The sequence below is a fragment of the Primorskyibacter flagellatus genome (genome assembly GCF_900176485.1).
Lineage (GTDB): Bacteria > Pseudomonadota > Alphaproteobacteria > Rhodobacterales > Rhodobacteraceae > Primorskyibacter > Primorskyibacter flagellatus.
Window position 1 is genome coordinate 209,572 of sequence record NZ_FWYD01000003.1, and the last position, 22,321, is coordinate 231,892.

Consider the following 22,321-nt stretch of genomic DNA (forward strand, 5'->3'; position numbering starts at 1 on the left):
TAAGACATCGCTATGGCGACACCAACCAGAAGGGATGTGAATTGACAATGGTGGATGTCACCGTGCGCGGTGCGGGAATTTTCGGGTTGGCCTGCGCCTGGGCCTGCGCGAAACGCGGCGCGCGGGTTCGCGTGGTAGATCCGCACGGCGTGGGGGCAGGGGCCAGTGGTGGCATCGTCGGCGCATTGGCGCCGCATGTGCCGGAAAACTGGAACGAGAAGAAAGCGTTCCAGTTCGAGAGCCTGCGCATGTCGGGGCCGTTCTGGGCCGATGTCGCGGAGGTCGGCGGCGGCGATCCCGGCTATGCGCGCACCGGCCGCCTGCAACCCGTCGCGGACGCGGCGGCGCTGGTTCTGGCGCGGGGACGGGCGGCGGGGGCTGCGGATCTGTGGCAGGGCTTTGCCGATTGGTCTGTCGAGCGCTCTGCGGACGACTGGGCACCGGCCTCTGCCAGTGGCTGGGTGATCCGCGATACGCTGAGCGCCCGTCTGCATCCGCGCCGTGCCTGCGATGCGCTGGCCCGTGCCCTGACCGCGAAGGGTGCGGATATCGTCAGGGACGCCGCCGATGAGGGTGTGGTCCTCTGGGCCACCGGCTGGCAGGGGCTGGAGGCGCTGTCAGAGACGTTGGGCCGCAGGGTGGGCAATGGTGTCAAAGGGCAGGCCGCGCTGTTGCGACATGATGCGCGGGACGCGCCGCAACTGTTCGCGGACGGGCTGCATATCGTGCCGCATGCCGACGGAACGGTGGCCGTGGGGTCGACGTCAGAGCGCGAATTTTCAGATCCGACCGGTGTGGATGCGCAATGCGAGGCGTTATTGGAGCGTGCGCGTGAGGCATTGCCGATCCTGCGGGATGCCGAGGTTTTGGAACGCTGGGCCGGGGTGCGGCCCCGCGCGCGGTCACGCGCGCCGATGCTGGGGCGGCATCCGCTGGCGGAAGGCGCGTTTATTGCAAATGGCGGCTTCAAGATCGGTTTTGGCATGACGCCCAAGGTGGCGGAAGTGATGGCCGATTTGATGCTGGAGGAGCGCGACGGCATTCCAGAGGGGTTTCGGGTGGAGGCGTCCATTTAGGATCATGCAAGTCCATGCGTGTGGAGGCGGTGGGAGCGAGGGGCCAGCCCCTCGCGCTCCCCGGAGTATTTTTGCCAATGAGAATGGGCAAGCTCAGGTCAGGGCGGCGGCGAGGCGGCTGATACCTTCCGGGATGAGATCTGCCTGGATGGAGGAATAGCCCAACCGGCAGAAATTAGTGGGCGCATCCGCGCCGACAAAGAAGGGCTGGCCGGGTTCGATCAGCACGTCGCGGAGGCGCAGGGTTTCAGCGAGTTGCGCGGTATCAAGACCAGCGGCGAGCTTGACCCAGACGCTTGAGCCGCCATGTGTGCTTTGCCCCGCGACGGTCAGCCCGTGGTGGGCGAGTTCGGCCTCGATCACCAGGCGTCTTGTGTGGAGCGCCTTGGCGGTGCGCTTGATCAGGGCGTCGTAATGGCCCAGCCGCAGGAAATAGGCTGCGGTGCGCTGCATGTGTCCCGGCGGATGGCGCAACACGGAGGCCCGCAGGGCGCGTGCCTCCTGGATGAATTCCGCGGATCCGACGAGATAGCCCAGGCGCAGCCCCGGAAACAGCGATTTGGAGAAGCTGCCTGCGTAGATCACCCGCCCGTCGGTATCGAGCGATTTCAGCGCGGGGCTTGCCGGCGCGAGGTAGGCGGTCTCGAATTCATAATCGTCCTCGACGATCAGTGCATCAAGATCGCGGGCGCGGGCAAGAAGCGCGCGGCGTCGGTCCAGCGGCATGGTGACGGAGGTCGGGCAATGGTGGCTGGGTGTGGTAAAGATCACATCCGCACCCTGTGGGATCGCGTCGGGGGGCAGGCCTTGCCCGTCGACGGGGACAGGTGCCAAACGGCAGCGCGACAGGGTCAGGATATCGCGCAGGGCGGGATAGCAGGGGGTCTCTATCACCGCGGTCCGGCGAGGGTTCAACAGCACCTGCGTGGTCAGCCATAGAGCGTTCTGCGCGCCCATCGTCACGAGGATTTCGTCCGGATTGGCGATGATGCCGCGCCGAGGAAGGGTGTGGCGGGCAATGAACTCGATCAGTTCGGGGTCGTCCTGATCGTAATAATCCGTGGTCAAGGCCCGGAAATTTGGCACCCCAAGCGCCTGAATGGCGCAGAGGCGCCAGTTGGCGTGGTCAAACAGCGTGGGATCGGTCTGCCCGTAGATGAACGGGTAGCGGTAGCGCGCCCAATCCGACGGTCTGCGCGGCGTCACCCCGCCCGAGAAGCGCTGCCCGATGGCGCGCGACCAGTCGACAGTTTCATGCCGCTTTTGCGGCGTGGAAAACGCCGGCGGCTCTGGTGCGCTGTCGGAGACGTAATAACCCGATCGCCCGCGCGAGGTGAGATAGTCGTTGGCCTGAAGTTCGGTGTAGGAAAGGGTCACTGTGATGCGGCTGACACCCAGATGGCGGGCAAGCGCGCGGGTCGAGGGCAAGCGTTCGCCGCGCTGAAACCGGCCCGACAGGATGCCCTCGGCCACCATCTGCTGGATCTGCGCCTGCAAGGTGCCTTGTGCGTCAGGCGTCAGGAAAAAGGTTTCAACGGGGATGGCCATGGGCGTCAGGATAGGCTGGCGCTATGGTGGTTGCAATCTGGACTTATCGCAATGGATTGGTCGTGCCTGCGGCCGGGTGGATGGCCGCAGGCAGAGGTTTCAGCCGAAGACTTTGGTCAGCGCGTTGTCCACGGCATCGGTGATCTGGTCGATATCATCGGGCGTGGCGATCAGCGCGGGCGAGAAGCACAGCACGTTGTTGAACCCTGGCACCGAACGGTTCATCGCCCCGATGATGACGCCTTGGGCATTGCTGGCTGCGACCACCGCGCCAACCTGCTTTTCGGTCACCGGTTCCTTGCTGCTGCGATCCGCGACCAGCTCGGCTCCAAGAAACAGCCCCTTGCCGCGGACATCGCCAATCACCCGGTGCTTTTCCATCAGCGCCTGAAGGTTGCCCAGCATCCGATCCCCCATGGCCACGGTGTTGTCGAGCAGGCTCTCGTCCTCGATGATGCGCATGTTCTCCAGCGCGGCGGCAGGCCCGGCGGTGCAGCCGCCGAAGGTCGAGATGTCGCGGAAATAGTTCAGCGGATCGTCAACGTCATCCTTGAACATCTCGAACACGCGTTCCGTGGTCACGCAGCACCCGATTGCGGCATAGCCCGAGGCGACGCCCTTGGCCATGGTCACGAAATCCGGCTCGATCCCGTAATGCTGGTAGCCAAACCATGTGCCGGTCCGGCCGAGACCGCAGACGACCTCGTCGATATGCAGCAGGATGTCATATTTGCGGCAGATCTCCTGCACCTTCTGCCAGTAGCCATCGGGCGGGACGATCACGCCGCCGCCCGCAGTCACCGGTTCAAGGCAGAGCCCGCCGACCGTGTCGGGGCCTTCGCGCAGGATCACCTCTTCGATGGCCTCGGCGGCGCGTTCCCCGTAATTCTCGACATCCCATTGCGCGCGGTATTCCAGACAATGCGGGACGCGGATGAAATCGGGGGCGAGTGGCCCGTAGTGTTCCACGCGCTGATCCTGGCCGCCCGCCGACATCGTGCCGATGGTGCCGCCGTGATAGTCGCGGTCGCGATACAGGATCTTGGTCTTTTTGCCGCCATAGCGCTTATGCGCGATCTGGCGGATCATCTTGAAGGCCTTCTCATTCGCCTCGGAGCCAGAGTTGGCGTAGTAGATCCGGCTCATCCCCGGCATCTTTTCCATCAGCTTTTCGGCGAAGATCGCACTTGGGATGGATCCTGCGGCACCGGAGAAAAAGTTGAGCTTGATCAACTGGTCGCGCACAGCGTTGGCGATGCTCTCGCGGCCATACCCTACGTTGACGGTCCAGACCCCGCCGGACACCGCGTCGAGATGTTCCTTGCCGTGCTGGTCCCAGACCCGCATGCCCTTGCCTTCGACAATGATCCGCGGATCGGTTGTCTCGAAGCCTTTGTGCTGAATCAGATGATGCCAGACATGCGCCTTGTCGGCAGCCACGACATGGCTGAGATCATTGTCTTTATACGTTCCGTCCATAGCGATTTTCATCCTTTCCTGACCGCGCGCGGTTGGGGCGCTGACGTCAGACTGAAGCATCATGTTCTGAGTATATCAAATGCCTCAAAACACATCAGCGCTAGGTCCAGAATAAGCATGTATATAATGCCAGAGGGCGTGGAAGCTGGGTGAAATGAATGTATCCACGGCGTTTTGCACGGCCTCGGGTTGCGACAGCCGAAATTGGGCCAAGTATGCAGACCACCAAATTGCCGAAAAGTGCCGCCGTATTTTCGGACATCTGCCCAGAGGCCGTCGTCGCGACAGGACTGCTGATGCAGAAAAAGGGGCGGTGATGAGGATCAAGGTTGCCTCCGGAGGTCTGCTGACTGATATTGCGCCGACGAGGATTATTCCTATCGGTGTGATTGGATTTTGGATTGGCATTTTGATGCGCAAGGCGGAACGTATCCTCGTGCCGTAGAGAGGAAAGGGCTGAGCCAGTGGATCAAAACATAGAGAGCTTTCTGACCGACCTGTTCGAGGCGGCTGTAGATGCCGCTGATCCGATGCGGGCACTTGGTCGGGCTTTGCCAGAGCGGCCATCGGGAAAGACTGTGGTGATCGGCGCTGGCAAGGGGGCCGCGCAACTTGCGCAGGCGTTTGAGCAGCTTTGGGAGGGGCCGCTGGAAGGCGTCGTCGTCACGCGTTACGGGTATAGCGCGCCCTGTAAGCATATCCGCGTCATGGAGGCCGCGCATCCGGTTCCCGACGAGGCAGGGCTGGCGGCGACCAAAGCCCTTTTCGATGCGGTCGAGGGGTTGGGGCCAGACGATCTGGTGGTTGCGCTGGTGTGCGGCGGCGGGTCGTCCTTGTTGCCCTGTCCGGCAGAGGGGCTGACCTTCGAAGACGAGATTGCGCTGAACGAATGTTTGCTCGCCTCCGGCGCGCCGATCGGTGTGATGAACATGATCCGCAAGCAGATCAGCGGCATCAAGGGCGGGCGGTTGGCTTTGGCCGCGCATCCCGCTCGGGTGGTGACGCTGGTCGTGTCGGATGTGCCGGGGGACGATCCGGCGCAGGTGGCCTCTGGCCCCACCGTCCCGGACCGCACCACGCGAGAGGCCGCAAAGGCCGCGGCGCGCACCTACGGGATTGAGCTGCCACCGAAAATCGCGGCCTTTCTGGACGGGGATACGAACCTGCCGCCATTGCCGGACGATCCCGGATTTGATGGCAATGATGTGCGCGTGGTCGCGTCGGCGGCGCTGTCACTGGAGGCCGCTGAGAAGGCGGCCCGCGCAGCCGGCGTCGAGGCGGTGATCCTGTCCGACGCCATCGAAGGCGAAGCGCGCGAGATTGCCCGGATGCATGCCGCGATGGCGCGGGAATGCGTGGCCAAGGCCCGGCCCTTTCCGCCCCCTGTCGTGCTGCTGTCGGGCGGTGAGACGACCGTGACCCTGCGCGCCAAGGGACGTGGCGGGCGCAACACCGAATTCCTGCTGTCCTTTGCGCTGTGCATTGACGGGCAGACCGGCATATCGGCGCTGGCAGCGGATACCGATGGCATTGACGGGTCAGAGGACAATGCAGGTGCCTTTGCCGATGGCGATACGGCGGCGTCCATTCGCAAGGCAGGTGCCGATCCGGCAGAGATGCTGTCGAAAAATGACGCATGGGGGGCGTTCGACGCGGCAGGCACGCTTTTCGTGCCCGGCCCGACAGGCACCAATGTCAATGATTTCCGCGCAATCCTGATCGGCGCGCTGCCTTAGCGCATCAGCCCCTTCCGATCACGACAGCACCGGCGCGGCGAACCCTATTGCGGGTTCGCCTCAGAGGACATTCCGTCCAGCCATGCCAGCAGGTTCTGTGTCACGCTGGCAAGCCAGACACGCAAGGCGTCGATCTGGCCGACATAGGCATTCACGGCGTCGCTCAGGCCCGGCACGGCGTCCTTGATCTGCGGTGCCATCACATAAATCCCGATCAGGACGACCATCAGCAGCAGCATGGAAAAGAAGCCGCGTGCAAAGCCCGATCCGCCGTCTTTCAGCGTGCCTTGCGGGGTTTCCAGCGCGTGGGCGTCGGACCCCGCGCGCAGGGTAGAGTTGATCTCTTCAATATCCGGCAGCGCGGCGTTGCGCGTTCCGGCAGCGCCTACACCGGCAGCCGTGGTTCCGGCGGCGATTTCCACACCGGCATCCTGATTGCGAATCCGCGCCATGCGTTCACGCGCGATGCGCGCCCGCCTGCTGGCGGCATCATCATGCTGGGCAGCTTCAAGCCCCAGTTCCTGCTGGCTTTCCAGACCTTCGGCAGAGCGGACGCGCGCTTCGCGTTCGGCTTCTTCGCGCAGCAGGTCCGCGATACCTGGATCAAGGCTGCGGCGGGGCGGCTGTGGCGGGGCGGCCTTGTCGACCTCTTCGGCCTCATCCTCGAACTCATCGGCCCATGTGTCCGGGCTTAGCGTTGCCGGGTCTACGGCCTCTGGCGTACCAGCCGCGTCACCTGATGGGGCGTCCGTCTCCACCTCGGCGTCAGCCGGTTTCGGCGCGGGCTGCGCTTCGTCAGACAGGACCGGGTCATCCGGTGAATCGGCCTGAAACCATGTGTGTCCGCAGTCCGAGCATTGCACATCGCGCCCGCCCTCCGGGATCACCTCGGCCGGTACTTCGTATTGCGCGCCGCAATTTGGGCATATAAGCCGCATCGTCCCCCCAGTCTTGCCTGCTCGTTCCTTTACGGACCCTTGAACTTGCATCATAAGGCCGCCAATGCCCTTGGAAAAGGCCGAATTGGCCGCGAGACGCATTGAAACCGTTTCGATGCTCGGGCACAACAAGGCGTTTCGGGGCGAGCCGTGAAAGAGAGTATATTTTGATCGAGCTGGAGAACGTGGCCTACAGCTATGGCGGGGGCGAGTTGTTTTCGGATATCTCGCTGAAGCTGTCGCGTGGATCGTTCCATTTCCTGACGGGGCCGTCGGGCGCGGGCAAGACCACCTTTCTGAAACTGTGCTACGGCGCACTGGTCCCGACCGCGGGGCGTGTCGGCCTGTTCGGTGCTGATCTGCATGACATGAGCCGCGATGACGTTGCCCATTGCCGTCGCCGTATCGGTGTCGTGCATCAGGATTGTCAGTTTCTGGATCATCTGCCTGTGGCGGAAAACGTTGCCCTGCCACTGACCGTGTCCGGGCAGGACAAGCCGACCGAACTGGTCAACCTCAAGGAATTGATGTCCTGGGTCGGGATCACGTCGCGTGCAGGTGCGTTGCCACCCGAACTGTCGGGCGGAGAGCGGCAACGCGTGGCGCTGGCGCGGGCGCTGATCATGTCGCCTGACGTGATTCTGGCGGACGAACCGACGGGCAATGTTGATTGGGAGATGTCCCAGCGGCTGATGCGCCTGCTGATAGAGCTGAACCGCATGGGCAAGACCGTGGTGATCGCCACCCATGACCTTGGCTTGATCCGCGCCACAAAAGCGCATGTCCAAAGCCGGGTTCTAAGGATCACTGATCGGCGGATGCAATTGGCGGGGGCGGATCTTTGAAACAATATCTTTCCGTGCTGAAGCGGGTTTTCACCCGCGACGCCGCCGCCGACCGGGTGGTTCCGCCCACCGGGATCACCGCAAGGCTGACCCTGTTCTCTGCCGGGGCGATGGCGTTCCTTGCGGTGTTTGCGCTGGCACTGTCATTGGCCGCTGGCCGGTTGGCCGATCGGTGGGGCGAAGACCTTGCGCGCTCGTCCACCATCCGCATTTCCGCCCCGGCAGATCAATTGTCCGCCCAGACCGCCGCCGCGTTGCGGGTGCTGGAGGAAACGCCGGGCATTGCCAGTGTCCGCGCGCTTGATGCCGAGGAACAGCGCGCCCTGCTGGAGCCTTGGTTCGGCCCCGATCTGCCGGTCGAGACGCTGCCCATCCCGCAACTGATCGAGGTGGTAGAGGCCGATGTCGGCCTTGATGCCGAAGGATTGCGCCTGCGCCTGTCGGCAGAGGTCCCCGGTGCCGTGCTGGACGATCATACAAGGTGGCGGCGTCCGATGATCGCCGCCGCATCGCGACTGCGGTTGATGGGCTGGGTCTGCATTCTTCTGCTGGTCGGCGCGGTGGCGGCGATGATCACGCTGGCCGCGAATGCGGCGCTGGCGGCGAATGCGCGCGTGATTTCGGTTCTGCGGCTGGTCGGCGCGACGGATGACTATATCGCTGATGCCTTCGTGCGGCGTTTTACCCTGCGCGCCTTATTGGGCGCGGGCCTTGGCACGCTTGCAGGTCTGCTGGCGATTATGGCACTGCCGGGTGTGGGAGAGACCGGCGGCATTCTGACCGGGCTGGGCTTTCAGGGCTGGCATTGGATCCTGCCGCTTCTTGTGCCGCCGCTTGCCGCCGCTGTGGCGTTTCTGGCCACTCAGATCGCCGCCCGCCGCGCCCTGACGGAGCTTGCCTGACATGTCCTACGCAATCCAATGGCTGCGCTCGCTGTTCTTCGTGGCGCAGATGTACCTGATGATGGCGGTGCTGGCGGTGTTCTTCACCCCTTGGGCCATTTTCGACCGCAGCGGTGCCTATGCGGGTGTACGGACCTATTGCCGCTGGGTGCGCTGGACAGCTGGCTGGATGTGCGGCTTGCGCAGCGAAGTGCGCGGCATCGTGCCTACAGACGAGGTTTTGGTCGCCTCGAAACATCAAAGCTTCTTCGACATCATCATCATCGTCAGCGTGCTACCGAAGCCCAAGTTCATCATGAAAGCGTCGTTGCGCCGCGCACCGATCCTTGGCTGGTATGCCAAGCGCATCGGCTGCATCGCCGTTGATCGTGGCAAACGTGCCGAGGCGATGCGCCAGATGATCCGCGACGTGACGCGTGGCGACGCCCCCGCTGGCCAGCTTATCATCTATCCACAAGGAACGCGTGTCGCGCCGGACGCCACCAAGCCCTATAAGATCGGCACCGCCGTCCTGTACCGCGAAACCGGGCAGGATTGCGTGCCCGCCGCAACCAATGTCGGCGTGTTCTGGCCGCGCACCGGAATTTACCGCAAACCAGGTCTGGCCGTGGTCGAGTTTCTGGAGCCGATACGCGCAGGATTGAACAATAGCAGCTTCATGGCGCAGCTTGAAGATGTGGTTGAAAGCCGATCGATCGCGCTGATGGCGGAGGCTGGGTTTGATGCGCGTCCTGTTGAAAAAAGAGCCGACTGAGACCCTCTAAGCCAGGTTGGGGGCTGCATCGTTGCGCAAGCGCGCGCCCAATTGAGGGCACTCGTGCCGCGTTTGGGGCACGGGGTTGCGTGACCGGCAATGCCTCTGAAATTTGCCGGGACGCAGGAAATGACGCCCCGGCGAAAGATCACATATGGATCGCACCGTCACCGCAGGCGAGCGCGGCCTCGCGCACGGCTTCGGAGAAGGTCGGGTGGGCGTGGCAGGTCATCGCCAGATCCTCGGCGCTGGCACCGAATTCCATCGAGACGCAGACCTCATGGATCAGATCGCCGGCCGCCGGGCCGATGATATGCGCGCCAAGGATACGGTCCGTTTCCTTGTCGGCGATCAGCTTGACGAAACCGTCAGCCGCGAACATCGCTTTCGCCCGACCATTGCCCATGAAAGAGAATTTGCCGATCTTGTAGGCGCGGCCACTTTCCTTGACCTGTTCTTCGGTCTGGCCGACGGTGGCGACCTCGGGGTGGGTGTAGACCACGCCGGGGATCACGCCGTAATTCACATGACCATGCTTGCCCGCGATGGTTTCCGCGGCCGCCATGCCCTCATCCTCGGCCTTATGCGCCAGCATCGGGCCTGCGATGGCATCGCCGATGGCGTAGATGCCCTTGACGTTGGTCTGCCAGTGATCGTCGGTCTTGATCTGACCACGATCCGTCATTTCGACGCCGAGCGCATCCAGTCCAAGGCCGTCCGTGTAAGGCTTGCGTCCGGTTGCCACCAGTACGACATCGGCGTCCAGAACCTCTTCGCTGTCGTCTTTCTTCAGCTTGTAGGTGACTTTGGCCTTGGTCTTGGTCGTCTCGACGCCCTGCACGGCGGCACCAAGGATGAAGTTCAGCCCCTGCTTGGCAAGGATCTTCTGGAATTGCTTCTGCACCTCGCGGTCCATGCCGGGGGTGATCGCATCGAGATATTCAACCACTGTCACTTCGGTGCCGAGACGCGCATAGACAGAGCCCATCTCCAGCCCGATGACACCCGCGCCGATCACGACCATCTTCTTGGGGATTTTTGCCAGTTCGAGCGCGCCGGTGGAGGTCACGACGATTTTTTCGTCCACCTCGACACCCGGCAGGCTGCTGGCCTCGGACCCGGTGGCGATGATGATGTTCTTGGCGTCATGGACCTCATCGCCGACCTTGACCTTGCCCGCCTCGGGGATGGAGCCCCACCCCTTCAGCCAATCGACCTTGTTCTTCTTGAACAGGAATTCGATGCCTTTGGTATTCTGGCCGATCACCTCGTCCTTGTAGGCGATCATCTGCTTCCAGTCGACGGAGGGGGATTTTCCCTTCAGGCCCATCTTGGCAAAATTATGCTCTGCCTCGTGCAACTGATGTGTGGCGTGCAAGAGCGCCTTGGACGGGATGCAGCCGACGTTCAGGCAGGTGCCGCCCAGGGTTTCACGCCCTTCGACGCAGGCGGTTTTCAGGCCCAGCTGTGCCGCGCGGATTGCCGCGACATAGCCACCGGGGCCGGAGCCGATGATGATGACATCATAATTCGCCATGGGAAGTTCCTTTCTTATGAGGGGGGAAGGGGGCGCTGCCCCCCGTCGCCTTGCGGCGCCTCCCCCCGGAGTATTTTCGCCAAGAAGAAGGGTGGGGCCGGGTGTTGTGTTCGGCGGGGTGGCGGTATTGTTTCATAGCAGGGTCAATACAAGCATGAGGGTTGTGGCCACAAAGCCGATGAACCAGATCAGCGAACGCCAAGGGGACCACCCGAACAGATAGGCAGGGATATAGAGAAGGCGGGCGCAGAGGTAGGTCAGCGCGCAGAGGGCGGTGAGCTTGCCACCCTTGTCGGCATAGGTGACGACCAGGCAGGCGATGGAGAAGAGGATCAGCCCTTCGAAATGGTTGTTCATCGCCCGCTGCGCGCGGCCCGCGAAGCCGGTGAGTTCGCGTGGCTCGTCGCGCGGCGAGGCCGCGTATTTGCGGCCGACCTGCTTTTGGGCGCTGATCGAGTAGATCAGGAAGTGCACGACCTGAAGCAGGGCGGCGAGGGTGAGGGCGGTGAGTTCTGGGGTCATGTCACTCGTCTTTGTTGCTAGTGGCGGAAACACCCGTGATCTTGCCCTGAAGGACAGCGCCAAGTATCGAGTTTGATGCGCCATTTTTAATGAAATCTATCGTCTCAGGTTGCATCGCTTGGATCTTCTGAATCAATTCCAACTTTCGCTGTGCGAGTTCTAAATGCCGTTCGTCTCTATTAAGACGCCTGTCATTCCGAGCGATCCAAAGGTTAATCAAAAACTCCAAAAATAGTCTGATTTGTTCGATGATCTTCGCTGCTCCAAGCACGTCGAATGATCCAGGCGACGCATAGGAAAAACGAGAAAGATACAGGTGGTAGCGGAATGTAGTGTTTGGAGCGAGGGTAGCACTTCCATCGAAAGGATCAACTTTCGGTGGATATAGTCCAAAACGTACAATACTCCCGTCGATGAAATAACCTGCGAGAGCTTCGAGGCTGTCCAAAACCTCAGCAAGCTCTCGCACAGACCATTCTCCATCTATGTCGATGGTTAGCAGCATTACAAATCCATCAACAACCGCCGCGGATCCTCCAGCGCTTCCTTGACGCGCACAAGGAAGGTCACGGCGCCTTTGCCGTCAACGATGCGGTGATCGTAGCTGAGCGCCAGATACATCATCGGGCGGATCTTGATCTCGCCGTTGACGACCATCGGGCGGTCCTGGATCTTGTGCATGCCGAGGATACCCGATTGCGGCGGGTTCAGGATCGGCGAGGACATGAGCGATCCGTAGACACCGCCGTTGGAGATTGTGAACGTACCGCCCTGCATCTCTGCCATGGACAGCTTGCCGTCACGGGCGCGCTTGCCCTTTTCGCCGATGGCCTTCTCGATCTCGGCAAAGGACATCTGGTCGGCATCCCGGATCACCGGGACCACCAGACCCTGCGGGGTGCCGGCCGCAATGCCCATATGCACGAAGTTCTTGTAGACGATGTCGGTGCCGTCGATCTCTGCGTTGACTTCGGGAACCTCTTTTAGCGCGTGACAGCAGGCCTTGGTGAAGAAGGACATGAAGCCCAGCTTGACGCCGTGCTTTTTCTCGAACAACTCCTTGTATTCCTTCCGCAACGCCATGGTTTCGGTCATGTCCACCTCGTTATAGGTGGTCAGGATGGCGGCGGCGTTCTGCGCGTCCTTGAGGCGGCGGGCAATGGTCTGGCGCAGGCGCGTCATCTTCACGCGTTCTTCGCGCGACGCATCATCGGCGGAAACGGGGGCACGCGGGGCGGGCGCGGTCGCCGCAGGCGCCGGGGCCGATGCCGCAGCAGCCACAGCCTTTGCCACGTCCTCCTTCATCACCCGGCCGTCCCGGCCAGAGCCGCTGACCTGGTCGCGGCTGATGCCCGCTTCGGCCATGGCCTTCTTGGCAGAGGGCGCGTCCTCGACATCCTTGCCACCTTTGCTGGCAGTTTCCTCTTTTGCGGGGGCTTCTTCAGAGGATGCCGCCGCGCCTGCGCTGTCGCCGATCACGGCCAGCTTGGCAGAGGCATCGACGGTGGTGCCTTCTGGTGCCACGATTTCCGACAACACGCCGGCGGCTGGAGAAGGCACCTCGACGGAGACCTTGTCTGTTTCCAACTCGCAGAGCATTTCGTCCTGCGCGACACTGTCTCCGACCTTCTTGAACCAGGTCGAAACCGTCGCCTCGGACACGGACTCGCCCAGCGTGGGAACCATGACGTCAACAGACTTGCCGCCGCTTTTGGGGGCCTCGGCGGCCTTTTCCGCTTTTTCGGAAGGGCGTTCCTCAGGGGTCTCGGGGCCAGCTTCACCAGCCTCGGCGATATTGGCCAATAGCGCGTCAACGCCAACGGTCTCGCCCTCTTGTGCGACAATATCGGCCAGCTTGCCAGCAACGGGCGAGGGCACTTCGACGGTCACCTTGTCGGTTTCCAGCTCGCACAGCATTTCGTCAACGCTCACTGTGTCGCCGGGTTTCTTGAACCAGGTTGCGACGGTGGCCTCTGTCACGGATTCGCCCAAGGTAGGGACGCGTACTTCGGTCGTCATCGGTTATTTCCCTTCAATGGTCAGCGCCTGATCGACGAGCGCTTCTTGTTGTGCTTTGTGCTGGCTTGCGAGACCGGTCGCGGGCGAGGCCGTGGCCGAACGGCCTGCATAGACCGGGCGCAGATGCTTGGCCTTGATCCGGCCCAGCACCCATTCGATATTGGGTTCGATGAAGTTCCAGCCGCCCTGGTTCTTGGGCTCTTCCTGGCACCAGACCATCTCGGCCCCCTTGAAGCGTTCAAGCTCCTTCACAAGGCTGATCGCCGGGAAGGGATAGAACTGTTCGATCCGCAACAGGTAGATGTCGTCGATGCCGCGGGCGTCGCGCTCTTCCAGAAGGTCGAAGTAGACCTTGCCGGAACACATCACCACGCGCTTGATCTTGTCGTCGGCCACCAGCTGGGTGTCCGAATTGCCCTTCTCGGCATCGTCCCACAGCACCCGGTGAAAGCTCGACCCGGTGATGAAATCTTCTCTGGTCGAGACTGCCAACTTGTGGCGCAGCAGCGATTTGGGCGTCATCAGGATCAGAGGCTTGCGGAAACTGCGATGCAACTGGCGGCGCAGGATGTGGAAATAGTTCGCCGGTGTCGTGCAGTTGGCCACGATCCAGTTGTCCTGTCCGCACATCGTCAGAAACCGTTCCAGCCGGGCGGAAGAGTGTTCCGGCCCCTGACCTTCATAGCCATGCGGCAACAGGCAAACGAGGCCCGACATGCGCAGCCATTTGCTTTCGCCCGAACTGATGAACTGGTCGAACATGATCTGCGCGCCATTGGCAAAGTCGCCGAACTGTGCCTCCCACAGGGTCAGCGCGTTGGGTTCGGACAATGAATAACCGTATTCGAAACCCAGCACCGCATATTCCGACAACATCGAATCGATGGCGTCGAAATGTGCCTGCCCTTCGCGGACATGGTTCAGCGGATAGTAACGCTCTTCGGTTTCCTGGTTCACCAGCCCGGAATGGCGCTGGCTGAACGTGCCGCGCGTGCTGTCCTGACCCGACAGGCGCACCGGGTAGCCCTCGGTCAGCAACGAGCCAAAGGCCAGCGCCTCGCCGGTTGCCCAGTCGAACCCTTTGCCGGTCTTGAACATCTCGGCCTTGGAGTCCAGCAAGCGTCCCACGGTCTTGTGCAGCGGAAACCCCTCGGGCGCGGAGGTCAGAGCCTTGCCGACGTCGTCAAAGGTCTCTTCCTTGATCGCCGTTTTCCCGCGCTGGTATTTGCCCTCTTTATGCTTGTCGAGATGCGACCAGCGCCCGTCCAGCCAGTCGGCCTTGTTGGGGCGGTATTCCTTGCCTGCCTCGAACTCTTCGTTCAGCTTGGCCTGGAAGGCGGCCTTCATATCCTCGATCTCTCCCTCGGGGATCAGTCCATCCTTGACCAGCCGTTCCGTATACAGGCTGAGCGTGGTCTTGTGACCCTTGATCTTCTTGTACATCAAGGGGTTGGTGAACATCGGCTCGTCGCCTTCGTTATGTCCGAAGCGGCGATAACAGATGATGTCGAGCACCACATCCTTGTGGAATTTCTGGCGGAACTCCGTGGCCACCTTGGCGGCGTGAACCACGGCCTCCGGGTCGTCACCGTTGACGTGAAAGATCGGTGCCTCGACCACCAGCGCGTTGTCGGTGGGGTAGGGACTGGAGCGGCTGAAATGCGGCGCGGTGGTGAAACCGATCTGGTTGTTCACCACGATATGCATCGTGCCGCCGGTGCGGTGTCCGCGCAGGCCGGACAACGCGAAACATTCCGCCACCACGCCTTGCCCGGCAAAGGCCGCATCGCCGTGCAGCAACACCGGCAGAACCGTTTTGCGGTCAGTGTCTTTCAACTGGTCCTGCTTGGCGCGGGCCTTGCCCAGAACGACCGGGTTCACCGCCTCCAGGTGGCTGGGGTTGGCGGTCAGCGACAGGTGTACATTGTTGCCGTCAAATTCGCGGTCGGAACTGGCACCGAGGTGATATTTCACGTCGCCCGACCCGTCGACATCCTCGGGCTTGAAGCTGCCGCCCTGGAATTCGTTGAAGATTGCACGGTAGGGCTTGCCCATCACGTTCGCCAGAACCGACAGACGCCCGCGGTGAGGCATCCCGATAACGATGTCCTGTACCCCAAGCGCACCGCCGCGCTTGATGATCTGTTCCATCGCCGGGATCAGAGACTCGCCGCCGTCCAGACCGAAGCGCTTGGTTCCCATGTATTTGACATGCAGGAATTTCTCAAACCCCTCGGCCTCGACCATCTTGTTCAGGATCGCCTTGCGGCCTTCACGGGTGAACTCGGTCTCCTTGCCGAATCCCTCGATGCGTTCCTTCAGCCAGGCGGATTGCTCGGGATCGGAAATATGCATGTATTGCAACGCGAACGTGCCACAGTAAGTGCGCTTCACGATCTCCAGAATCTGCCGGAGCGACGCGATCTGAAGTCCCAGCACGTTATCGATAAAGATCGGGCGGTCCATGTCCGCCTCGGTGAAGCCATAGGTCTTTGCATCAAGCTCGGGATGCGGGGTCTCGTCCCGGATGTCCAGAGGATCAAGGTCGGCGGCCAGATGTCCGCGAATCCGATAGGCGCGAATGATCATCAGCGCCCGAATGCTGTCGAGCACAGCGCGCTTGATCGCATCATCCGAAACCGCAACGCCGGTCTCTTCGGCCTTGGATTTGATCTTGTCGCCCGCGCCTTTCAGCTCGGTCGTTTCGGGCCATTCACCGGTCAGTGCCGATGTCAGGTCGTCGCCCGGTAGTGGCGGCCAGTCAGCACGCGCCCAGGACGGACCGGCCGCATCGGCCTTGATGCTCAGGTCATCGTCCCCCAACTGTCGGAAGAACGCCTGCCATGCCTCGTCGACCGCGGAGGGATCGTTGGCATAGCGGGCATACATCTGTTCGAGGTATTCCGCATTGTGCCCCTGCATGAAGCTGGAAGCGTGGAAAAGGTCGTTCGGGCTTTGGTCGGTCACTGGAGGTCCTCCAACCTTGTTATTGAAAGCAGCCAGAAAGAGGATCGCCTGCGATCCGCTGTCTAGCGGCTTTGGCTTTTGGCGGTCACGCGCCCCGGGCTTGACCCGGGGCCTCGTGGTTGTCTTGGTGCCCATGAAGGGCGAGGTCCCGGGTCAAGCCCGGGACCGGTATCCCTACCCCTTGCTGATCGCTTCCAGCACGGCTTCGCCCAGCGTGGCGGGGCTGTCGGCGACGACGATACCAGCGGCTTTCATCGCCTCGATCTTGTCCTCGGCACCACCCTTGCCACCGGCGACAATGGCACCTGCGTGGCCCATGCGGCGGCCCGGAGGTGCTGTGCGGCCGGCAATGAAGCCAGCCGTTGGCTTCCAGCGGCCTTTCTTGCGTTCATCGGCGAGGAACTGCGCGGCATCCTCTTCGGCCGACCCGCCAATTTCACCGATCATGATGATCGACTGGGTTTCGTCATCTGCCAGGAACATTTCTAGCACGTCGATATGCTCTGTCCCCTTAATGGGGTCGCCGCCGATACCCACGGCGGTGGACTGGCCCAGACCCGCATCGGCGGTCTGCTTGACGGCCTCATAGGTCAGCGTGCCAGAGCGTGACACAACCCCGACGCTGCCGCGCTTGTGGATATGGCCCGGCATGATGCCGATCTTGCAGGCATCGGGTGTGATGACACCGGGGCAGTTCGGCCCGATCAAGCGGCTCTTGGACCCTTCCAACGCGCGCTTGACACGCATCATGTCCAGCACCGGGATACCTTCGGTGATGCAGACGATCAGCTCCATCTCGGCGTCGATCGCCTCGAGGATCGAGTCCGCAGCGAAGGGCGGCGGCACATAGATGACGGACGCGTTCGCCTCTGTCACCTGCCTGGCCTCATGGACCGAGTTGAACACCGGCAGGTCCAGATGCGTCTGCCCCCCTTTGCCGGGGGTCACGCCGCCGACCATCTTGGTGCCATAGGCAATTGCCTGTTCAGTGTGGAATGTACCCTGCGAGCCGGTGAGGCCCTGACAGATTACCTTGGTATTTTCGTCTACGAGGACTGCCATGTTTTTGGCTCCTATCCTTGAAATTCTGCATTGGCGGTATGCCAACAAGTGAAGCAAAAGGCGGCTAGTGTAGCTGCACGCAAAACCCATACCTGAATTTCAAGCGCATAAGGGTGCTGCTGAATTTTCTCCTGGCTACCCCAGCCAAAACGGTCAGCAATTTCACGTCGCCATTGCAACAAGCTGCTTTCATGGCTTGTTCTTTTCTTGGTTTCGGCTCCAAGCAGGAGCAAAACCAAGAAGATGAACAGCGCGAAACTTACAGCCGCGAGTGCGACGTAATTGACCATCTTATCCCTTCACCGCCTTCACGATCTTCTCGGCACCGTCGCTCAGGTTATCAGCGGCGATGACGTTCAGGCCGGAGGTGTTGATGATTTCCTTGCCCTTTTCGACATTGGTGCCTTCAAGGCGCACGACCAGCGGAACCTGAAGGCCCACTTCTTTCACGGCTGCCACCACGCCCTCGGCGATGACGTCACAGCGCATGATGCCGCCGAAGATGTTCACCAGAATGCCTTTGACCTGCGGGTCAGAGGTGATGATCTTGAACGCCTCGGTCACCTTTTCCTTCGTGGCACCGCCACCAACGTCCAGGAAGTTGGCAGGCTCGGCACCGTACAGCTTGATGATGTCCATCGTCGCCATCGCCAGCCCTGCACCGTTGACCATGCAGCCGATCTCGCCATCCAGCGCGATGTAGTTGAGGTCATATTTCGAGGCTTCGAGTTCCTTGGAATCTTCCTCGGTCGTGTCGCGCAGTTCGGCAATATCGGCGTGGCGGTAAACCGCGTTGCCGTCAAAGCTGACCTTGGCGTCCAGAACCTTCAGATCGCCGCTATCGGTGACGATCAGCGGGTTGATCTCCAGCATTTCCATGTCTTTTTCGATGAACGCCTTGTACAGCAGTCCCATCAGGCCGACACATTGCTTGACCTGCTTGCCGGACAGACCCAGCGCAAATGCGATGCGGCGTCCGTGAAACGCCTGATAGCCGGCGGCCGGATCAACGCTGAAGGACAGGATCTTTTCGGGGGTCGAGGCTGCGACCTCTTCAATGTCCATGCCGCCCTCGGTCGAGCAGACGAACGATACGCGGCTGGTCTGGCGGTCCACCAGCAGGGCAAGGTACAGTTCCGTCTCGATGCCGGAGCCATCTTCGATATAGATGCGGTTGACCTGCTTGCCCGCCGGGCCGGTCTGATGTGTGACCAGAGTGCGGCCCAGCATACGTTTGGCTTCGTCGGCGGCCTCTTCGACCGACTTGGTAAGGCGGACGCCACCTTTTTCACCGGCGTCAGCCTCTTTGAAAGAGCCCTTGCCGCGCCCACCCGCGTGGATCTGCGCCTTGACCACCCAAAGCGGGCCGTCCATTTCACCTGCCGCTGATTTTGCCTCTTCAGCGCGCAATACAACGCGACCGTCCGAAACCGGAGCCCCGTAGCTGCGCAAAAGCGCCTTCGCCTGATACTCGTGGATGTTCATTGATAAACTGTCCCGTCTTGCTGCGATTACCCTGTTAGTGGCACAAGCTTTCACAGCTATTAAGTGCTTTTTGCTGGAAAGTGAGCATTTGCTACTGATTTGATGCGTTTGTGATCACAGTCTCGAATGGTGTGATCACAAAGCGTCGATCAAGGCTAATATGGTAGCGAGAACACCAGATCAGAATCATCCGCATGGCCTCCGTCATTTGTTGAATGCCGCTTCCCGTCAGGATTTGATGCGATCTCAGCGTGGCGCAGCACCAGTCCGGTGTCAAACGTTGCAACACGCGGATCGGAGCTTTGGGCGACAGCGTTTATTCCCGGCAGTGGAGCATAGCCATGATCGCAAATCAGCCCGCGCCATAGGCCGTCCTGCATGGTCCGGCGACAGACCTACGCCGCCTGCGATGCTGGTCTTTGTGTTGCCGTTTCCGTGCCAAAGCGCATTGATCTGCGAGCCGTTGTCAACGCCACGGAACGGCGCGGAATCTCGCAGGTTTTTCAACCAGCCAATCGCTTTGACAACCCGCATACCATGCGGCGCGCAGAACTGCGGGATTTGTTGGTTCTCATGTCGGGATATGGGGTTTTTGATGCAGCATATCGCAGCCAAATGGTGCGAACCTGCCAGAAACTGAACCGTCGGCGAAGCATGTTCGCCGACGGTCTATTCAAATCGGCTCAGGCGAGCGAGGGGTCGATTTCCTTGCAGGCTTTGACAAGCCCCTTCACCGCGTTGACGGAGTTGTCGAACATTGCCTGTTCGTCCTTCGTCAGCTTGATGTCGATGATTTTTTCGATCCCGTCCGCACCAATCACGGTTGGCACGCCGACGTAGAACCCGTTCAGGCCAAATTCGCCGTCACAATAGGCCGCACAGGGCAGGACGCGCTTCTGGTCTTTCAGATAGGCTTCGGCCATTTCGATGGCGCTGGTGGCCGGCGCGTAGAAGGCCGAACCGGTCTTCAGCAGGCCGACGATCTCGGCACCGCCATCGCGGGTGCGCTGGATGATCGCGTCCAGCTTTTCCTGCGTGGTCCAGCCCATGCTGACCAGATCGGGCAGCGGAATGCCTGCAACGGTGGAATAGCGCGCCAGCGGCACCATCGTATCGCCATGCCCGCCCAGAACAAAGGCCGACACGTCGCGCATCGACACACCGAATTCGAGGCTGAGGAAATGGCGGAAGCGTGCCGAATCCAGAACGCCAGCCATGCCGACGACCTTGTTATGCGGCATGCCCGAAAATTCGCGCAGCGCCCAGACCATCGCATCCAGCGGATTGGTGATGCAGATCACGAACGCGTCGGGTGCATTGGCGGCGATGCCTTCACCGACGGATTTCATCACTTTGAGGTTGATGCCCAGCAGGTCGTCGCGGCTCATGCCGGGTTTGCGCGCGACACCGGCGGTGACGATGCAGACGTCTGCGCCGGCGATGTCCTCGTAGGACTGCGTGCCCGACATTGCCGCGTCAAAACCCTCGGAAGGGCCGGATTCGGCGATGTCGAGCGCTTTGCCCTCGGGCGTGCCTTCGGCGATGTCGAACATAACGACGTCGCCCAGTTCCTTGAGTGCAGCGAGGTGAGCAAGCGTGCCACCGATCTGTCCCGCGCCGATCAGCGCGATCTTGGGTCTGGCCATGGAAGGTCTCTCCGGTCCGTTGAAATTCTGCCGCTTGGCCTAGAACTTTCGGACCGGGCTGGCAAGAGTGCGGCAATGGCGCATGATTTAGCTGAAATGCCGTGTTCGCGTGAATGATGCCAATTAAGCCAATCACAATTGAGAGTTATGCCCACAAGACGGACGGCTTTCGGACCATGATTAATCTGCTGGCCGACTTGTTTCGACCGGTACAAACCGCTCAAACATGCCTCCAAACTGCTGAATTATGCCTTATCGATGCGTACACGATGCTGCGTAATCCCGGTTTTTCTGCGACGCGGCGAAAATAGCCTTGCACTTATCGGCAAAAAATGCCCCATTCTGCGCAACATTCTTTCGCCAGGAGACTCAGATGGACATGCGTGCCCGCCCCTACCGTTCGGTACTCTATATCCCCGGCTCAAAGGGCCGGGCGCTGGACAAGGCGCGCAGCTTGCCGGTCGACGCGATCATCATGGATCTCGAAGACGCCGTGGCCGCTGGCGAAAAATCCAATGCCCGTGTCACGCTGGCGACTGCCCTCGCCGAAGGCGGCTATGGCGCGCGCATGCGGATTGTCCGGATCAACGGCCTGGACACTGAATGGGGGCAGGACGATGCGCGCGCCGCCAATGAGATGGAGTGCGACGCGGTTCTGCTGCCCAAGGTCGAAACCACCGAACAGCTCGACGCGCTGGCCGCCCTGACTGACAAGCCGCTTTGGGCGATGATGGAAACGCCCAAAGGCATGCTGAACGCCGCTGCAATCGCCGCCCATCCGAAACTTGCGGGCATGGTGATGGGCACCAATGACTTGGCGAAAGAGTTGCAATGCCGCTTCCGTCCCGACCGTTTGCCGATGGCCACCTCGCTTGGCCTGTGCCTGCTGGCGGCCAAGGCTCATGGCGCAATCATCGTCGATGGCGTCTATAATGCCTTCAAGGACGAGGAGGGCTTGCGCGCCGAATGCGAACAGGGCCGCGACATGGGCTTTGACGGCAAGACGCTGATTCATCCGGCACAGATAGACATCGCCAATGCCGCGTTTGCCCCGACGGACGCGGAAACAGACCTCGCCCGCCGCCAGATCGCCGCTTTTGAAGAGGCGCATGCCGAAGGGCAGGGCGTGGCGGTGGTGGATGGCAGGATCGTCGAGAACCTGCACATCGTCACCGCCCGCGAGATCCTTGCGAAAGCGGATGCAATCGGCGCGCTGAACGGCTAGCAATAGGCCAACGCAGCTGACGAAAGGGCTACGCATGGCACTTCTTATTCTTGGCGTCCTGCTTTGGGCCGCCGCGCATTTCTTCAAACGCGCCGCACCCGATCTGCGCGCCAGCCTTGGTGACAAGGGCAAGGGGATGGTTGCCCTTGCTCTCGCCCTGTCGGTTGTTCTGATGGTGGTGGGGTATCGCATGGCCGATGGCGCGGTCTTCTGGGGCCGTCACCCGGCCACGGTGGGCATCAACAACCTGCTGGTGCTGGTCGCCATCTTCATGCTGAGTCCCGCGCCCAAAAAGGGCAAACTCCTCGCCGGGATGCGCCACCCGATGCTGACCGGCTTTGCCCTTTGGGCGGCGGCGCATCTGCTGGTCAATGGCGACGTGCCGTCCTTCATCCTGTTCGGCGGTCTGCTGGTCTGGGCCTTGGCCGAGATGATCGTCATCAACCGGGCAGAGCCCGCATGGACCCCGCGCACCCCCGGCCCGATCTCGAAGGACCTCATCTTCCTTGGGGCCAGCATCGTGCTGCTGGTGGTGATCGGCTACATTCACGGCCTTCTGGGCTACCCCGTATTTGGATAA

Annotated in this window: 20 protein-coding genes; 8 read left to right on the forward strand and 12 right to left on the reverse strand. The window is 61.4% G+C overall.

The annotated features are described in order from the left end of the window. Positions 1 to 41: 41 nt before the first annotated feature. A complete protein-coding gene (locus B8991_RS06450; protein WP_143514504.1) occupies positions 42 to 1,076 on the forward strand; it encodes an NAD(P)/FAD-dependent oxidoreductase in 1,035 nt (344 codons plus the stop codon). 93 nt (positions 1,077 to 1,169) lie between these two features. Here B8991_RS06450 and pdxR read toward each other — a convergent pair whose 3' ends face one another. Both pdxR and B8991_RS06460 read right to left on the reverse strand, forming a co-directional pair. Further along, entirely contained in the window at positions 1,170 to 2,624 is a 1,455-nt protein-coding gene (pdxR, locus tag B8991_RS06455) for a MocR-like pyridoxine biosynthesis transcription factor PdxR (protein ID WP_084351586.1), read from the reverse strand. 99 nt (positions 2,625 to 2,723) lie between these two features. Further along, positions 2,724 to 4,103 carry an aminotransferase family protein gene (locus B8991_RS06460; RefSeq protein WP_084352197.1) on the reverse strand — a complete coding sequence of 460 codons (1,380 nt, stop codon included), beginning with the start codon at positions 4,101 to 4,103 and terminating at the stop codon, positions 2,724 to 2,726. Positions 4,104 to 4,257: 154 nt separating this feature from the next. On the opposite strand from B8991_RS06460, the gene B8991_RS22230 reads away from it, so the two are divergent. Then, a complete protein-coding gene (locus tag B8991_RS22230) occupies positions 4,258 to 4,548 on the forward strand; it encodes a hypothetical protein (protein ID WP_143514505.1) in 291 nt (96 codons plus the stop codon). A gap of 19 nt (positions 4,549 to 4,567) precedes the next feature. Continuing rightward, positions 4,568 to 5,839, forward strand: coding sequence for a glycerate kinase type-2 family protein (locus tag B8991_RS06465; RefSeq protein WP_084351588.1), 1,272 nt, complete (start codon positions 4,568 to 4,570; stop codon positions 5,837 to 5,839). 44 nt (positions 5,840 to 5,883) lie between these two features. On the opposite strand, the gene B8991_RS06470 is transcribed toward B8991_RS06465, so the two are convergent. Next, complete coding sequence (locus B8991_RS06470) at positions 5,884 to 6,777, reverse strand: zinc-ribbon domain-containing protein (RefSeq protein ID WP_084352198.1); 894 nt, start codon at positions 6,775 to 6,777, stop codon at positions 5,884 to 5,886. 167 nt (positions 6,778 to 6,944) lie between these two features. On the opposite strand from B8991_RS06470, the gene B8991_RS06475 reads away from it, so the two are divergent. Genes B8991_RS06475 through B8991_RS06485 form a run of 3 tightly spaced genes read left to right on the forward strand, consistent with a single transcriptional unit; the run spans position 6,945 to position 9,278 of the window. Beyond that, positions 6,945 to 7,622 carry a cell division ATP-binding protein FtsE gene (locus B8991_RS06475; RefSeq protein ID WP_084351590.1) on the forward strand — a complete coding sequence of 226 codons (678 nt, stop codon included), beginning with the start codon at positions 6,945 to 6,947 and terminating at the stop codon, positions 7,620 to 7,622. A gap of 14 nt (positions 7,623 to 7,636) precedes the next feature. After that, on the forward strand, positions 7,637 to 8,524 hold the full coding sequence (locus B8991_RS06480) for a cell division protein FtsX (protein WP_235866563.1): 888 nt from the start codon (positions 7,637 to 7,639) through the stop codon (positions 8,522 to 8,524). 1 nt (position 8,525) lies between these two features. Then, positions 8,526 to 9,278 (forward strand): lysophospholipid acyltransferase family protein, encoded by a 753-nt coding sequence (locus B8991_RS06485; RefSeq protein ID WP_084351594.1) that lies wholly within the window; start codon positions 8,526 to 8,528, stop codon positions 9,276 to 9,278. 148 nt (positions 9,279 to 9,426) lie between these two features. Here the strand turns inward: B8991_RS06485 and lpdA are convergent, their stop codons facing one another. The 9 genes from lpdA to mdh all read right to left on the reverse strand — a co-directional run bounded on the left by lpdA (position 9,427) and on the right by mdh (position 20,516). Next, positions 9,427 to 10,815: a dihydrolipoyl dehydrogenase gene (gene lpdA / locus B8991_RS06490; protein ID WP_084351596.1), complete on the reverse strand. Its 1,389-nt coding sequence runs from the start codon at positions 10,813 to 10,815 to the stop codon at positions 9,427 to 9,429. Positions 10,816 to 10,947: 132 nt separating this feature from the next. Then, positions 10,948 to 11,337 carry an MAPEG family protein gene (locus B8991_RS06495; protein ID WP_084351598.1) on the reverse strand — a complete coding sequence of 130 codons (390 nt, stop codon included), beginning with the start codon at positions 11,335 to 11,337 and terminating at the stop codon, positions 10,948 to 10,950. 1 nt (position 11,338) lies between these two features. Beyond that, on the reverse strand, positions 11,339 to 11,842 hold the full coding sequence (locus B8991_RS06500; protein WP_084351600.1) for a hypothetical protein: 504 nt from the start codon (positions 11,840 to 11,842) through the stop codon (positions 11,339 to 11,341). Continuing rightward, positions 11,842 to 13,356: a 2-oxoglutarate dehydrogenase complex dihydrolipoyllysine-residue succinyltransferase gene (gene odhB, locus B8991_RS06505; RefSeq protein WP_084351602.1), complete on the reverse strand. Its 1,515-nt coding sequence runs from the start codon at positions 13,354 to 13,356 to the stop codon at positions 11,842 to 11,844. Before odhB ends, B8991_RS06500 begins: the two co-directional genes overlap by 1 nt. Before the next feature lie 3 nt (positions 13,357 to 13,359). Next, positions 13,360 to 16,323: a 2-oxoglutarate dehydrogenase E1 component gene (locus B8991_RS06510; protein ID WP_084351604.1), complete on the reverse strand. Its 2,964-nt coding sequence runs from the start codon at positions 16,321 to 16,323 to the stop codon at positions 13,360 to 13,362. Positions 16,324 to 16,497: 174 nt separating this feature from the next. Further along, on the reverse strand, positions 16,498 to 17,385 hold the full coding sequence (gene sucD / locus B8991_RS06515) for a succinate--CoA ligase subunit alpha (RefSeq protein ID WP_084351606.1): 888 nt from the start codon (positions 17,383 to 17,385) through the stop codon (positions 16,498 to 16,500). 11 nt (positions 17,386 to 17,396) lie between these two features. Then, complete coding sequence (locus B8991_RS06520; RefSeq protein WP_084351608.1) at positions 17,397 to 17,675, reverse strand: hypothetical protein; 279 nt, start codon at positions 17,673 to 17,675, stop codon at positions 17,397 to 17,399. Position 17,676: 1 nt separating this feature from the next. Further along, positions 17,677 to 18,870 carry an ADP-forming succinate--CoA ligase subunit beta gene (gene sucC / locus B8991_RS06525; RefSeq protein ID WP_084351610.1) on the reverse strand — a complete coding sequence of 398 codons (1,194 nt, stop codon included), beginning with the start codon at positions 18,868 to 18,870 and terminating at the stop codon, positions 17,677 to 17,679. 683 nt (positions 18,871 to 19,553) lie between these two features. Then, positions 19,554 to 20,516 carry a malate dehydrogenase gene (mdh, locus tag B8991_RS06535; protein WP_084351614.1) on the reverse strand — a complete coding sequence of 321 codons (963 nt, stop codon included), beginning with the start codon at positions 20,514 to 20,516 and terminating at the stop codon, positions 19,554 to 19,556. Between the two features lie 373 nt (positions 20,517 to 20,889). Between mdh and B8991_RS06540 the strand changes: the two genes are divergently transcribed. Then, positions 20,890 to 21,741 (forward strand): HpcH/HpaI aldolase/citrate lyase family protein, encoded by an 852-nt coding sequence (locus B8991_RS06540; protein WP_084351616.1) that lies wholly within the window; start codon positions 20,890 to 20,892, stop codon positions 21,739 to 21,741. Positions 21,742 to 21,775: 34 nt separating this feature from the next. Next, positions 21,776 to 22,321: an NnrU family protein gene (locus B8991_RS06545; protein WP_084351618.1), complete on the forward strand. Its 546-nt coding sequence runs from the start codon at positions 21,776 to 21,778 to the stop codon at positions 22,319 to 22,321.

Coding starts and splice junctions, on each gene's coding strand:
- pdxR (WP_084351586.1), bottom strand. CDS start 2,624: ATGGCCATCCCCGTTGAAACCTTTTTCCTGACGCCTGACGCACAAGGC.
- B8991_RS06460 (WP_084352197.1), bottom strand. CDS start 4,103: ATGGACGGAACGTATAAAGACAATGATCTCAGCCATGTCGTGGCTGCC.
- B8991_RS22230 (WP_143514505.1), top strand. CDS start 4,258: ATGAATGTATCCACGGCGTTTTGCACGGCCTCGGGTTGCGACAGCCGA.
- B8991_RS06470 (WP_084352198.1), bottom strand. CDS start 6,777: ATGCGGCTTATATGCCCAAATTGCGGCGCGCAATACGAAGTACCGGCC.
- B8991_RS06485 (WP_084351594.1), top strand. CDS start 8,526: ATGTCCTACGCAATCCAATGGCTGCGCTCGCTGTTCTTCGTGGCGCAG.
- lpdA (WP_084351596.1), bottom strand. CDS start 10,815: ATGGCGAATTATGATGTCATCATCATCGGCTCCGGCCCCGGTGGCTAT.
- B8991_RS06495 (WP_084351598.1), bottom strand. CDS start 11,337: ATGACCCCAGAACTCACCGCCCTCACCCTCGCCGCCCTGCTTCAGGTC.
- B8991_RS06500 (WP_084351600.1), bottom strand. CDS start 11,842: ATGCTGCTAACCATCGACATAGATGGAGAATGGTCTGTGCGAGAGCTT.
- odhB (WP_084351602.1), bottom strand. CDS start 13,356: ATGACGACCGAAGTACGCGTCCCTACCTTGGGCGAATCCGTGACAGAG.
- sucD (WP_084351606.1), bottom strand. CDS start 17,385: ATGGCAGTCCTCGTAGACGAAAATACCAAGGTAATCTGTCAGGGCCTC.
- B8991_RS06520 (WP_084351608.1), bottom strand. CDS start 17,675: ATGGTCAATTACGTCGCACTCGCGGCTGTAAGTTTCGCGCTGTTCATC.
- sucC (WP_084351610.1), bottom strand. CDS start 18,870: ATGAACATCCACGAGTATCAGGCGAAGGCGCTTTTGCGCAGCTACGGG.
- mdh (WP_084351614.1), bottom strand. CDS start 20,516: ATGGCCAGACCCAAGATCGCGCTGATCGGCGCGGGACAGATCGGTGGC.
- B8991_RS06540 (WP_084351616.1), top strand. CDS start 20,890: ATGGACATGCGTGCCCGCCCCTACCGTTCGGTACTCTATATCCCCGGC.
- B8991_RS06545 (WP_084351618.1), top strand. CDS start 21,776: ATGGCACTTCTTATTCTTGGCGTCCTGCTTTGGGCCGCCGCGCATTTC.